Raw genomic sequence first — 12,020 nt, 5'->3', positions numbered from 1 at the left:
CTATTCGTCGGCAGCGTCAGATGTGTATAAGATACAGGGTGGTGGGGGCCACGGTGATTCTCCAGGACGTGACGCGGCTGCGGCGCTTCGACGAGCTGAAGAACGACCTGGTGGCCACGGTGGCGCATGAGTTCCGCACGCCGCTCACGTCCCTGCGCATGGCGCTGCACCTGGTGACGGAGGGGGTGGTGGGGCCGGTGACGGAGAAGCAGGCGGACCTGCTGTTCGCGGCGCGCGAGGACTGCGAGCGGCTGCAGGGCATCGTGGATGACCTGCTGGACTTGTCGCGCATCCAGGCAGGGCAGCTTCAGTTGGAGCTTCGCCGGGTGCCGGCGGAGGTGTTGGTGGACGCGGCGCTGGAGGCGCAGCGCGCGGCGGCGGAGGAGCGCGGGGTGCGGCTGTCGGGGCAGGTGGCGCTGGACGTGGCGCCGGTGGACGTGGACCCGGACCGGCTGGGGTTGGTGCTGGGGAACCTGGTGGGCAACGCGGTGAAGCACACGCCCATGGGCGGCGAGGTGGAGGTGCGCGTGTCGCGGGACGCGCGCGGGGTTCGCTTCGAGGTGCGGGACACGGGGGAGGGGATTGCCGTGGAGCAGCAGGCGCGCATCTTCGAGAAGTTCTACCGGGCGCCCGGCGCGCCAGCGGGAGGCGCGGGGCTGGGCCTGTCGATTGCGAAGGACATCGTGCAGGCGCACGGCGGGGACATCGGCGTGGTGAGCGCGCCCGGCCAGGGCAGCACGTTCTGGTTCACGCTGCCCCGGCGGGAGGAGCCCGGGCCGGAGCGTGCGTGAGGGACTGGCGGACAAGCCACAGGGTGAATCAGACGCCTTATGTACGGTGGGGCTGCGCTCATCCCTGAGTCACCTGCTGTGCCAGGCCAGGCACTTCGGCTGCTTGGGAAATCACTTGGGCGCGTTGAGTGGCCGTTGTTAGCAACATTGCGGTCACCGCAAGTTCAGTGGCGGTGGTCCGCGGCGCGGGAGGGGAGGCGCTCAGGTTCGCCCGGCGCCTCTTGAACGAGGGCGCGCATGCGAAAGACCGCATGACGGAGCGGCACCTCGCGACCACGGACATCGAGACACTCCGCTCTGAAGCTGTGTCTCGCTGGGAGACCGGCGCCGAAGAGTTCAGCTGGCATTTCAAGCTGCTGCTTCGCTTGATGGTGATGCTGGAGCTTCACGAGCGGAACTACACCGTGAAGTCCTTCGACGAGCTTCAGGAGAAGAGACTCGCAGCCCCTGTTTGCATTTTCGCTGACCTCGGACTGCTGAGGAGTGGTGTGCCTCAGGGCAACACCGCACCCTCGTCTTCACGCAGCCTGCATCCTCGTGAGGTGGACTCGCGGCCTCAGGCGTTCGCCTGCCCCTGGAGCTTCTGCATCTCCTCGCGGCGGACCTCGGAGGCGGTGCGGACGATGTCCTTGCACGACATGCCCAGGTCCTCCTCGGTGACCTTCTGACCGAGCTTGGGCAGCACGTCCCGCTCCTCCATCGTCACGTGGTCCTTCACCACCTGCTCCAGCTCGCCGAACAGGGAGACCAGCTTCTTCGGGTCGTTGCGCGCGCGAATCATCTGGGCGATGAGCTGCGTCATCTCCCCGTGCTCCTCGACGGAGTCTTGAATCAGCTTGTCTCCCACCACCCGGCGCGCGGCGGGGTACACCCAGCGCTCCTCGATGGTGGTGTGCAGCGTGAGCGCCTCCGCGAGCTGGATGCCGAGCGCTTGCCTGCTCGCGTCGTCCTTCGCCGCGCGACAGGCGTCGAACAGCGCTTCCACCTCGCGGTGCTGCTGAATCAACAGGTCAATCACGTCCACGTCCGCGCTCCTTGGAATTGGTTCGGTGTCCTCCAACGCTCCGCATGCGCGCGGGACGCCGCAATCACCGCTCCAGGCACGCGGAGAAGCCCTGCCCGGTTCGGCACCATGAAGCCCCGGGCCGGCGCGCGCGCTCACGGCTGACGTGGACGTGAGGGCTCGGAAGTCCCTCAGCTCTCGCCCGACTCGTACTTCTTCCGCTTCCGCCACAGGGTGGACGCGTCGATGCCCAGCACCCGCGCCGCCTCGTCCAGGGTGGGCGCCGAGGTCATGACGCGCAGCACGTGCTCGCGCTCGACGTCCTCCAGCGTGTGCGTCCCGCCCAGCGCCATCACCGGGCTCCCCGCCGCGGCGATGCGGTCCGGGAACGCCTGCGGCTCCAGCACCTCCGCCGGCCAGACGATGAGCGCCCGCTCCATCGCGTTGCGCAGCTCGCGCACGTTGCCCGGCCACCCATAGGCCCGCAGCATCTGCTCCGTCGCGGGCGACAGCTCCGGCGGAGGGCGCTGCGCCGCTCGCGCGAAGAAGGCGACGAAGCGCCGGGCCAGCGAGAGCAGGTCCTCCGGCCGCTCCCGCAGGGACGGCAGCTTCACCTCGATGACGTTCAGCCGGTAGAGCAGGTCCTCGCGGAAGCGCCCCTCCGCCACGTCCTTCTCCAGGTCCCGGTTCGTCGCCGCCACCACCCGCACGTCCGCCTTGCGCGTGCGCCCCTCGCCCAGCCGTTCGAACTGCTTCTCCTGCAGGAAGCGCAAGAGCTGCGCCTGGAGCCCCGGACTCATCTCCGCGATTTCATCCAGGAACAGCGTGCCCCCCTCCGCCGCCTCCACGCGTCCCGGCTGGTCCTTCACCGCGCCGGTGAACGCGCCGCGCGCGTGGCCGAACAGCTCGCTGGCCAGCAGCTGCTCTGACAGCGTGGGGCAGTTGACGGTGACGAAGGGCCGGCGCCGCCGCGCGCTCATCGAATGCAGCGCGCGGGCGAGCACCCCCTTGCCCGTGCCACTCTCTCCTCGCAGCAGCACCGCCGCGTCGGACGCCGCCGCGCGCGTCAACAGCCCGATGGCCGCGTGCATCGCGGGCGAGGCCGTCTCCAACGTGGCCTCCGGCACCGCCTGGGACAGCTGCCCCTCCAGGTTCTCCAGCTGCGACGCCAGCTCCCGGTGCCGCCGCGCCTTCTCCACCACGTGGCGAATCTGCGCGGGCGTGAAGGGCTTGGGCAGATAGTCCCGCGCCCCGCGCCGCATCGCCTCCACCGCCGTGTCGAACGTGGCGTAGGCGGTGATGAGCACGACGTCCAGGTGGGGTGACTCGGCCAGGAGGCGCGGCAGCAGCTCCATGCCGCTGGCCGTGCCCAGCCGCAGGTCGACGAGGGCCAGGTCGGCGGGGCCTTGCGCCAGCGCGGCCAGCGCGGCCTCGGGGGTGGCCGCCTCACGTACTTCGCAGCCGAAGCCCTCCAGGCACACGCGCAGGGTGTGGCGGATGTTCCGCTCGTCGTCCACCACCAGCACTCGCATGGGGCGCTCTCGAACGTCCATGGCTTCATCCTAGGCGCAATCCCCGCCGGCACACGGCCAGACCTCCCTCCCAGCGTGCGGGAGCACACGCAATGGCCGCCCGGGTGTTGGCGGTTGCCACACATCCCCTGCACTCCGTGCTGGCGTTGCTCGCCGGTTTGGGCTGGAACAGGGCCCGTATGCGCTTGATGGGGATGATGGCAGGCGGCCCACCGCCCGAAGACGGTGACGAGGAGAACGTCTTCTCCCGCGCCCGAGGCCCCTCGCCGGCCGAGCTGCGGAACCGGAAGATTGTACTGGTGGGGCTCGGGCTGCTGTTGCTCGGTGCCGTCTGCCTGTACCTCCTGGGCGGGGAGAACCGGGCGCTGAACGCGCTATCTCCCGCGCAGCGCGCCTCGCTCTTCGAGGAGACGCGCGAGTCCTTCCGCGAGCTGTGCATGGGCGACGCGGGCACCACCCGCTTCCCGAAGCGCTGCGCGCGGATGGCGGACTTCCTCACCCGCTTCACGGAATGCGACGAGACCTGCCAGCGGGAGATTGCGCCCGCGCTCCAGCGCTCCGTGCGCTGACCCGAGCCCTTGCTCGGGAAGCGACGCCCTTCCCTCCTGTCCTGAGAGCACTGCGAAACCGGGCTACCGGGATGCACGCCCGTGGGTGGGGTCGGGTCCTACCCGGCTTTCACGGCGCTCCGAGTCCGTCTGCACGACACGGGCGGTGAGAGTTACCCGCCCGCGGACAGTTGGCTATCCTACGACGCGCGGCGTGAGCACCTGCCGCACGAGGATGTGGCTCCCATGGGAGTCCACGGAAGGATGGCGACATGTGCTGGCGCAGCGGGCCCTGGAAGACGGGGTTGCTCTTCCACAGCCGGATTCTGGCCGCGGCGCGCGGCATGGATTCGCGGGCGTTGAAGGGTGCTCACGGTAGCGGGGAGGCCAGCGGGTGCGTTTGAAGCTCAAGCAGAAGATGATGTTGTTGCCGGCTGTTGTCGCGGTGTTCCTGGTGGCCATCCTGGTGGCGTTCTTCGCCCTGGGGGCGCGCTCCGGTGGCGTGTACGCGCGCATCAGCAGCTCGCACGTGCCCACCATCGAGCTGAGCCGTGAGGTGATGCACCGCTACCCGGGCCTGCACCGCAACGTGGTGGTGGCGGTGACGGGGAAGGTGGCGGGGGGGCTGGAGCCGGCGCGCGCGGAGGTGCGCGAGCTCCAGGCGAAGCTCGACCTCGCGCGGGCCGTCCCGGGGGCCAACGCCGAGCGCACGGAGGCGCTCAAGGAGGCCCTGAGCACGTACTGGACGGCCGCCGAACAGGCGCTGGCGTTCGTGGTGGCGGATGACGCGCAGGCGGCGCCCACGTTCGCGGCGGTGGAGGCCCAGGCCGCGTCGCTGCGCGAGGCGCTCCAGAAGGCCGTGGACGAGGACTCCCAGGCCATCGCCAGCTCCTACGCGGAGGTGGCCGGGCTGCACAGCGCCAGCACGTGGGCGGTGACGGCGCTGGTGCTGCTGTGCATCGCGCTGACGGTGGGGCTGGCCTACTGGCTGCACCGCGAGGTGACGCTGCCGCTGGCGAAGCTGACCCACGTGGCCACGCGCATCGCGGAGAAGGGCGACCTGACGCAGGCCATTGACGTGAGCGCTCACGACGAGGTGGGCGAGCTGGCGCGCGGCTTCCAGGTCATGGTGTCCCGGCTGCGCGACGTGCCCACCACCATCCAGACGGTGGTGACGGACCTGACGGAGGCGGCGAAGACTCTGACGCAGGCCAGCCAGGAGCAGGTGAACTTCCTCACCAACCAGTCCCGCAGCCTCACCGAGGCGAGCACCACCATCGCCGAAATCGCGCAGACGTCCAGCATGGCCGCCAGCCGCGCGGAGATGGTGCTCCGCGTGGCGGGACAGGCGGACGCGTTCAGCGCGTCCGGCCAGGAGTCCATCGAGAAGAGCGCGGAGGGGCTCCAGCAGATTCGCCAGCGCGTGGGCGCGCTGGTGGGCAGCATCGGGCACCTGAGCGACCAGGCCGTGCACGCCGGTGAAATCATCGGCAGCGTGAAGGACCTGGCGGACCAGTCCAACGTGCTCGCGCTCAACGCGGCCATCGAAGCGGCGCGCGCCGGGGAGCAGGGCCGGGGCTTCGCGGTGGTGGCGCGGGAGATGCGCTCACTCAGCGGTCAGTCGCTGCAGAGCACCCAGCGCATCGGCAAGATTCTCCTCGAAATCAACCAGGCCATCCGCCAGACGGTGGGCATCGCCGAGGGCGACAGCGAGAAGATGGAGGAGGGCATCGAGCAGGTGCTCGCCTCGGCCGACACGCTGAAGGAAATCACCACCGTGGTGCAGGAGAGCAGCCAGGCCGCGCGCCAGATTGTCGCCTCCGTCACCCAGCAGAACGCGGGCATCGCGCAGATGACCGAGGTGATGACCACGCTGTCCTCCATGATGGCGGACGTGGTGACGGCCACGATGACGGCCGAGCAGGCGGTGACGCAAATCAACACGTCGCTGGGGCAGCTCCAGGCGCTGTCCACCGGCTTCCGCGTCTGACACGGCCGCCGGGCCGCGCGGGTGCCACCGTCCTGGGTGGCACCCCGGCCCGGGGCTTGGGCTCACTCCCCCTGCATCAGCCCGGTGACGCGCCCGTCGTCGTGGACGGTGACGCGGCGGGCGGCGGGCTCGCGCGGCAGGCCGGGCATGGTGAGGATGTCGCCGGTGAGGGCCACCATGAAGCCCGCGCCCGCGGACAGCCGCACCTCGCGCACGGTGAGCGTGAAGCCGCGCGGCCGTCCCAGCTTCGTGGGGTCATCCGACAGCGACAGGTGCGTCTTCGCCATGCACACCGGCAGCCCGGCGCCGCCCAGCGCGCGGACGGCGTCCAGGTCCTTCTTCGCGCTCGTGGTGAAGGCCACGTCGTCCGCGCCGTAGACGGTGCGGGCGATGGCGGCCACCTTCTCCTCGGGCGTCCGCGCCACGTCGTAGAGGAAGCGCGGCTGGGGCGGCGCGGCGTCCGTGCCGTCCAGCATCTCCAGCACGCGGTCGGCCAGCTCCAGCGCGCCGTCACCGCCTCGCGAGAAGCCGTCGCACACGGCCAGCTCCACGCCGCGGGCCCTGCCGAAGGCGCGCAGCTCCTCCAGCTCGGCCTCGGTGTCCTGCGGGAAGCGGTTGACGCACAGCACGGCGGGCAGGCCGAAGGCGGCCACCGACTCCAGGTGCTTCTCCAGGTGGGCGAAGCCGCGCACCAGGGCCTCGCGGTCCGGCTCGGCCACGCGCGCGGGGGCGGCGCCGCCGTGGTGCTTCAGCGCGCGCAGCGTCACCACCAGCACCACGCCCCGGGGCCATAGCCCGCTGCCGCGGCACTTGATGTCCAGGAACTTCTCCGCGCCCAGGTCGAAGCCGAAGCCCGCCTCCGTGATGACTTCATCCGCGTAGGCCAACCCCATCCGCGTGCCCAGCACGGAGCTGCACCCGTGGGCGATGTTGGCGAAGGGGCCCGCGTGCACCAGCGCCGGGCCGCCCTCGCGCGTCTGGGCGAGGTTGGGCATCAGCGCGTCCTTCAGCAGCGCCACCATGGCCGCCGCCGCGTCCACGTCGCGCGCGCGCACCGGCTGGCCGTCCCGGGTGTGGCCGATGATGACGCGCCCCAGCCGCGCCTCCAGGTCCTTCAGCCCCTCCGCGAGCGCGAGGATGGCCATGACCTCGCTGGCGGCGGTGATGTCGAAGTGGTCCTCGCGCGGCACGCCCTGCGCCTTGCCGCCCAGGCCGACGATGACGTTGCGCAGGAAGCGGTCGTTCATGTCCAGCGCGCGCCGCCAGCGCACGCGCGTGGCATCCAGGGCCACCGGCTGGCCGTAGAAGACGGCGTTGTCCACCAGCGCGGCCAGCAGGTTGTTGGCGCTGGTGATGGCGTGCAGGTCGCCGGTGAAGTGCAGGTTGATGTCGGCCGCGGGCTCCAGGCTGGCCTGCCCGCCGCCGGTGCCGCCGCCCTTCACGCCGAAGACGGGCCCCAGGGACGGCTCGCGCAGGGCCGCCACCACGCGGCGCCCCCGCTTGCGCAGGCCCATGGCCAGCGCCACGGACATCGTGGTCTTCCCTTCGCCCGGCGGCGTCGGGTTGATGGCGGACACGAGCACCAGGCGTCCCTGCCGGCCGCCCCGCTTGCCGAGCGCGTCCAGCGACACCTTGGCGCGGTGGGTTCCCCACGGCAGCACATCCTCGGGAGACAGGCCCAGCTCCGCGCCCACGTCGGTCATGGCTCTCAGCGTCATGCCGGGAATCTCCGCGCGGACCTGTCGGCGGTCAACGGCGCAGACGCGTGCCTGTTGGAATCCAGGGCCGTGAAGCCCGCTGGCGCGCGTCAGTCCAGGCGGAAGCCTTCGGGGGCGCGCGGGTCCTTCCTGTCATACATGTTGAGGTAGAGCATCACCGGCTCCTCGAGCCCTTCGTAGCTGACGATGTACACGTCGAGCATGCCAGCGCCGAAGGGCGAGCCCTCCGACTCGAAGGCGCAGCAGCTTCCTCGCCGCTCGTAGCGAACCTTCTGCCCCTGGGGTCCCCGCAGGTGCTGGAGGTATTCATGTTCCCCGTCGACGCCGCCGCCCACGTGGATGGGGTCGTCCTCGCTGAAGCCATAGCCGGAGGGCGCGCTGGAGGGGGTCGCCGCTTCCGTGGCGGGCTCGGCCGGCCGGGTGGCGCTGGCGGTGGAGGCACAGCCCGTGGCCAGCACTGGCATCAGGAGGAGCATCGCGAGGCGGGAGGTCGTCATGCGGTGAGAGCCTACCGCTTTCGCAGGGCAAGCGGCCTTGGCGTCGGAGCCCCCACGGCGGTGGCGGTCGAGCAGGGCGGCCCCTTTCACGCCCTTGGCGGGCGCCGCATCTTTCCGCCGGAAACGTCCCGCCAACGAGGCCGAGGAGCGCCCATGTCGAAGGCCCACATCCATGAGCGAGGACGGCGCGGCTGGGGCGCGCCGGGGTCCGCCGAGGCCCGTCACCCGAGCGGGCCCAGCTTCGCTCCGGCGCTGCTGAGCTTGGGGCAGGCGCTCCAGGCGGCGCTCATCGTCGACGCGTACGGGCGCGTGGCCTGGATGGACCCGGCGCTGATACACGCCACCGGGCCGCATGACGCGCCCTTCGAAGGGCGCCCCGTGGAGGTGGTGCTCGCTCGGCTGCCCTGGCTCGCGCAGGCGATGCGGCCCGCGCTCCGGGGCAAGGCCGGTGTCCACGAGGAGCCGGGCCTGAAGGCCTTCGTCCTGCCCGTGTTCGACGAGCAGGGGACCTTGCTGGGGGCCTGCGCGCGCCTCCAGGTTCCCGAGTCCTCGGTGGGGCAGGTCGCCGAAGGCGGGGGGACGCGGCCCGCGCTGGAGAGCCTGGCGCATATGAACTCGGTGCTGCGCGCCACGTTCGACTCGATTGCGGAAGGCGTCATCGTGGTGGACCTGAACAAGCGCGTCACGGCCTTCAACAAGCGCTTCCTCGACATCTGGGGGCTGACCGAGGAGATGATGGTGGACCGCGACGCGGAGCGGGTGCTGGAGCGCTCGGCGGGCGGCGTGAAGCACTCGGAGTCGTTCACCTCGCGAATCCGGGAGCGCTTCGAGGCGTCCGCGCAGGTGGACGTGGAGGTCGTGGAGTTGCTGGATGGGCGCATCCTGGAGCGCAAGTCGCTGCCGCAGCGGATGGGAGGCACCATCATCGGCCGGGTGTGGAGCTACCGGGAGGTGACGGCGGAGCGGCGGGCGGAGGCAGAGCGCGAGCGGCTGCTGCGTGAAGCCCAGGAGGCCATCCGCGTGCGGGATGACTTCCTGTCCATCGCCGCGCACGAGCTGAAGACACCGCTCACGCCGCTGAAGCTGCACCTCCAGATGCTGCGGCAACAGAGAGCCGAGGCGGACGGGGCCCCCGCCCGGCACGTGGACAAGTCGTTGATGCAGGTGAGCCGTCTGACGGGATTGGTGAATGACCTGCTGGACACCTCGCGCATCCAGGAAGGGCGGCTGACGCTGAAGCATGGGCCCGTCGTGTTGCAGGAGCTGTCCCACGACGTCGTCTCCGAGATGCGCCTGTCCAGCGCGCACCACCGGGTCGAGTACGAAGCGCCGGAGGCACCCCTGGTCGTCCTGGGCGACGCGGACCGGCTCGCGCAGGTCCTGGTCAACCTGATGGAGAACGCCTTCAAGTACAGCCCCAGTGGGGGAACGGTTCACGTCCGGATGGCTCGGGAGGAACGCCACGCCCACGGCTCCGTCCAGGACGAAGGCATTGGCATTCCGCGGGACCAGCAGGAGCACCTCTTCGAGCGCTTCTTTCGCGCTCGCAACGCGCCCATCTCCGGCTTCGGTGGCCTGGGTTTGGGGCTCTACATCTGCCGGGACATCGTCGAGCGGCATGGCGGCCGTCTGTGGGTGGAGAGCGAGCTGGGGCGCGGCTCCACCTTCCACTTCACCGTGCCGCTGGCGCCCGCGTGACAGCGCTTCACCGGAGCAGGGCTTGCGCGCTCTGTCGCTGGCGTGCCACCCGCAGACGCCACGCCGTCACGAGAATGCCCACGGCCAGGGGCGCCACGCTCCAGCGCCACAGCCCCTCCGTCCACAGGCGCTCGCGCAGCGGCGCGGGAGCCTGGGCGCCCAAGAGGAAGGCCGCGGTGGTCAGCACGAACACCGCGAAGCCCTTGCGAAGCAACGCGGGGGGCACGCGCCCCGCGAGCCTCCCGCCCACGAGGCTGCCCGTCAGCGCGGCCAGGAGGACTTCGCCGGTGAGCATCCAGGGCAGGTCCAGGTGGCCCAGGTGGCCTACCAGGCCCGCGGCGCACTGGAGCGCGATGACCACCAGGGACGTGGCGGTGGCGACTGGCATGGCCAGCCCCGCCAGGGAAAGCGCGGGCACGATGAGGAAGCCGCCCCCGGCGCCCACCAGTCCCGACAGCACGCCCACCGCGACGCCTTGTGCCAGCACGCGGGGAGCGGGGAGCGGGGGGGCGTCGGTGGCGACGGGCCCGGCTTCCCGGCGGCGAAGCATGGCCACGGCGGCGGCCACCATGACGCCGGCGAACAGGAGCAGCAGCGTGTCCGGCGCGAGGTGGGGATTGAGCCGGCCGCCGAGGAAGGCCCCGCCCATGCCACCCGCGCCGAACACGAGCGCGGTGCGCCAGCGGACGCGGCCCGCGCGCGCGTGAAGGACGGCCCCGCTGGCGCTGGTCACGCCCACCACCACCAGGGACATGGCGATGGCCGTGCGAGGCTCGACGTCCAGGACGTAGATGAGCAGCGGCACGGTGAGGATGGAGCCGCCGCCTCCGAGCAGACCCAGCAGGATGCCCACGAGCAGCGAGCCCGCGATGCCCGCGTACAGCATCACCGCTCGCCTTCCGCGCGCGCGACGGCGAGCAGGTCCTGGAACGTGCGCAGCAGGAGCTCGAAGGCGGCGGTGTCCCGCACGCCCGTTGGCCTCGCGGCCTGGAGCGCGTCGAGCACGGCGGTGAGTGCTTCCCGTGACGGGTTCGTCAGGGGGGGCACGGTGGGACCTTCGTGGGGCGGTGGTGCCAGGGCGCGGTGGAGGCCGTCGAGCAGCCCGTCGCGGACGGTGCCCAGTGTGGGCAGGGGGTGTGGGACGGTGCGCACCACGGGCAGCCGCGCGGTGTTCCACGCGAGCATCCCGCCTCGCAGGTTCATCACCCGGGTGAAGCCCAGGGTGACGAGGCTCATGGCCGCCCTCGCCGAGCGCGCCCCGGAGCGGCATACCAGCACCACGTCCGTGTCACGCGGCCAGGCGTCGACGACGTCCTGCACCGTGGCCAGCGGCGCGTGCCGGATGCCCGGGAGGTGGCCCAGGATGCCGTCGAGCTCGGCGGCCTCGCGCACGTCGACCCGCGTGAGCTGGGAGGGCGGCGGGAACGCCGCGAGCTGTCCCACGTCCACGTCGCGGTAGCCCGCGGGATGGGGCGTGGCGTTGTCGAAGAGCGGATGCATGGGGACGCCGCGTGGCCTCAGGGCTGGAGGGAAGGTGAGGGCGGCGTGTGTCCGCAGGCCCGGTTGGCGGGGACGGCCACGTCCAGCTTCTTGGGCGGCGGGAGCTGGAGCGCGTTCATCAAGAGGATGAAGTCCTCGCGCGTGCGTCCGGCGAGCCGGGGGTTGTGCTGCTTCTCCTCGCCCACCGTGGACGTGGCGTGCCCGGCGTAGTCGTGGCCGGGGTACACCGCTGTGTCGTCAGGCAGGGTGAAGAGGACGCGGGTGATGGCGTCGTAGAGCTGGCCCGGGTCGCCGTTCTGGAAGTCCGTCCTTCCGGTGCCTCGGACGAGCAGCGCGTCTCCGGTGAAGAGACGGCCGTCACAGAGGAAGCTCAGGCTGTCGTCGGTGTGGCCGGGCGTCTCGAGGACACGGACTTCGAGGCCGCCCACGCGCACGAGGTCTCCGTGGCGCACGGTCCGGTCCACGCAGGGCGCGCCGCGACGGGAGGCCACCACGGTGGCGCCTGTCCGCTCGCGGAGCACCCCCGCGCCGGTGACGTGGTCGGCGTGGACGTGCGTCTCCAGCACCACGGACAACGTGAGGCCCAGCTCCCGGAGGAGCTTCAGGTCGCGCTCCGTCTGCTCCAGCACCGGGTCGATGAGCGCGGCGGCGCCCGTGGCCTCGTCGGCCAGGAGGTACGTATACGTCGAGGTGTCCGCATCGAAGAGCTGGCGGAAGAGCATCGATTGCCTCCGTCGGAGTGG

10 protein-coding genes are annotated in these 12,020 nt (G+C 71.3%); 3 read left to right on the top strand and 7 right to left on the bottom strand.

Annotated elements, in window-relative coordinates; genetic code table 11:
• Positions 1 to 1,347: 1,347 nt before the first annotated feature.
• Positions 1,348 to 1,815, bottom strand: coding sequence for a hemerythrin domain-containing protein (locus HV826_RS22800; protein ID WP_176419119.1), 468 nt, complete (start codon positions 1,813 to 1,815; stop codon positions 1,348 to 1,350).
• Between the two features lie 170 nt (positions 1,816 to 1,985).
• Entirely contained in the window at positions 1,986 to 3,347 is a 1,362-nt protein-coding gene (locus HV826_RS22795; RefSeq protein WP_176419118.1) for a sigma-54 dependent transcriptional regulator, read from the bottom strand.
• A gap of 158 nt (positions 3,348 to 3,505) precedes the next feature.
• Between HV826_RS22795 and HV826_RS22790 the strand changes: the two genes are divergently transcribed.
• Both HV826_RS22790 and HV826_RS22785 read left to right on the top strand, forming a co-directional pair.
• A complete protein-coding gene (locus HV826_RS22790; protein WP_176419117.1) occupies positions 3,506 to 3,895 on the top strand; it encodes a hypothetical protein in 390 nt (129 codons plus the stop codon).
• A gap of 373 nt (positions 3,896 to 4,268) precedes the next feature.
• Entirely contained in the window at positions 4,269 to 5,864 is a 1,596-nt protein-coding gene (locus HV826_RS22785; RefSeq protein ID WP_176419116.1) for a methyl-accepting chemotaxis protein, read from the top strand.
• Between the two features lie 62 nt (positions 5,865 to 5,926).
• Here the strand turns inward: HV826_RS22785 and HV826_RS22780 are convergent, their stop codons facing one another.
• Positions 5,927 to 7,582 carry a formate--tetrahydrofolate ligase gene (locus HV826_RS22780; protein ID WP_176419115.1) on the bottom strand — a complete coding sequence of 552 codons (1,656 nt, stop codon included), beginning with the start codon at positions 7,580 to 7,582 and terminating at the stop codon, positions 5,927 to 5,929.
• A gap of 89 nt (positions 7,583 to 7,671) precedes the next feature.
• Positions 7,672 to 8,079 carry a hypothetical protein gene (locus tag HV826_RS36725; RefSeq protein WP_217917753.1) on the bottom strand — a complete coding sequence of 136 codons (408 nt, stop codon included), beginning with the start codon at positions 8,077 to 8,079 and terminating at the stop codon, positions 7,672 to 7,674.
• Between the two features lie 153 nt (positions 8,080 to 8,232).
• On the opposite strand from HV826_RS36725, the gene HV826_RS22770 reads away from it, so the two are divergent.
• Positions 8,233 to 9,777 carry an ATP-binding protein gene (locus HV826_RS22770; protein ID WP_217917752.1) on the top strand — a complete coding sequence of 515 codons (1,545 nt, stop codon included), beginning with the start codon at positions 8,233 to 8,235 and terminating at the stop codon, positions 9,775 to 9,777.
• A 7-nt stretch (positions 9,778 to 9,784) separates the two neighbouring features.
• Here the strand turns inward: HV826_RS22770 and HV826_RS22765 are convergent, their stop codons facing one another.
• Genes HV826_RS22765 through HV826_RS22755 form a run of 3 tightly spaced genes read right to left on the bottom strand, consistent with a single transcriptional unit; the run spans position 9,785 to position 11,999 of the window.
• Positions 9,785 to 10,663, bottom strand: coding sequence for a sulfite exporter TauE/SafE family protein (locus tag HV826_RS22765; protein WP_217917755.1), 879 nt, complete (start codon positions 10,661 to 10,663; stop codon positions 9,785 to 9,787).
• Positions 10,663 to 11,277, bottom strand: a complete 615-nt coding sequence (locus HV826_RS22760) for a rhodanese-like domain-containing protein (RefSeq protein WP_176419111.1) — start codon at positions 11,275 to 11,277, stop codon at positions 10,663 to 10,665. Before HV826_RS22760 ends, HV826_RS22765 begins: the two co-directional genes overlap by 1 nt.
• 17 nt (positions 11,278 to 11,294) lie before the next feature.
• On the bottom strand, positions 11,295 to 11,999 hold the full coding sequence (locus tag HV826_RS22755; RefSeq protein WP_176419110.1) for an MBL fold metallo-hydrolase: 705 nt from the start codon (positions 11,997 to 11,999) through the stop codon (positions 11,295 to 11,297).
• Between the last annotated feature and the right edge of the window lie 21 nt (positions 12,000 to 12,020).

It is taken from the genome of Myxococcus sp. AM010, assembly GCF_013372585.1.
Taxonomy (GTDB): Bacteria; Myxococcota; Myxococcia; order Myxococcales; family Myxococcaceae; genus Myxococcus; species Myxococcus vastator.
This window is presented reverse-complemented; position numbering and strand designations above follow the sequence as displayed.

Bases quoted from the DNA above. Each gene is read 5' to 3' on its own strand.
- HV826_RS22795 (WP_176419118.1), bottom strand. From the start codon at position 3,347: ATGGACGTTCGAGAGCGCCCCATGCGAGTGCTGGTGGTGGACGACGAG.
- HV826_RS22790 (WP_176419117.1), top strand. From the start codon at position 3,506: ATGCGCTTGATGGGGATGATGGCAGGCGGCCCACCGCCCGAAGACGGT.
- HV826_RS22780 (WP_176419115.1), bottom strand. From the start codon at position 7,582: ATGACGCTGAGAGCCATGACCGACGTGGGCGCGGAGCTGGGCCTGTCT.
- HV826_RS36725 (WP_217917753.1), bottom strand. From the start codon at position 8,079: ATGACGACCTCCCGCCTCGCGATGCTCCTCCTGATGCCAGTGCTGGCC.
- HV826_RS22770 (WP_217917752.1), top strand. From the start codon at position 8,233: ATGTCGAAGGCCCACATCCATGAGCGAGGACGGCGCGGCTGGGGCGCG.
- HV826_RS22765 (WP_217917755.1), bottom strand. From the start codon at position 10,663: ATGCTGTACGCGGGCATCGCGGGCTCGCTGCTCGTGGGCATCCTGCTG.
- HV826_RS22760 (WP_176419111.1), bottom strand. From the start codon at position 11,277: ATGCATCCGCTCTTCGACAACGCCACGCCCCATCCCGCGGGCTACCGC.
- HV826_RS22755 (WP_176419110.1), bottom strand. From the start codon at position 11,999: ATGCTCTTCCGCCAGCTCTTCGATGCGGACACCTCGACGTATACGTAC.